1 protein-coding gene is annotated in these 254 nt (G+C 66.9%); it reads right to left on the reverse strand.

Features of this window, described 5'->3' with window-relative positions; genetic code table 11:
* On the reverse strand, positions 1-254 hold a 254-nt coding region (locus tag MBSD_RS09730), incomplete at both ends, for a TonB-dependent receptor (RefSeq protein WP_187300627.1).

Below are 254 nucleotides of genomic sequence, written 5' to 3' on the forward strand. Positions count from 1 at the left end.
TCCGGCAGGCGGTACTTGAAGCCGAAGTCCACGCCGCGGGTGTCGAGACGCCCCAGGTTCACCGTGGGCGAGGTGATGAAGCGCACCTCGCCGTCGACCGGGTTGCGGTGGATGAAGCTGCAGAACTGGCCGGGCGCGCCGGCGGTGTCGGTGGCGAAGCAGAGGTTGGCGATCTGCTGCGCGTCGAGCGGCTGGATGGTGTCGTTCAGATAGATGCGCCACAGGTCGACGTTGACCGAGAAGCCGTCCAGCCA

The sequence above is a fragment of the Mizugakiibacter sediminis genome (assembly GCF_000953855.2).
In the GTDB taxonomy this organism is placed as follows: Bacteria; Pseudomonadota; Gammaproteobacteria; order Xanthomonadales; family Rhodanobacteraceae; genus Mizugakiibacter; species Mizugakiibacter sediminis.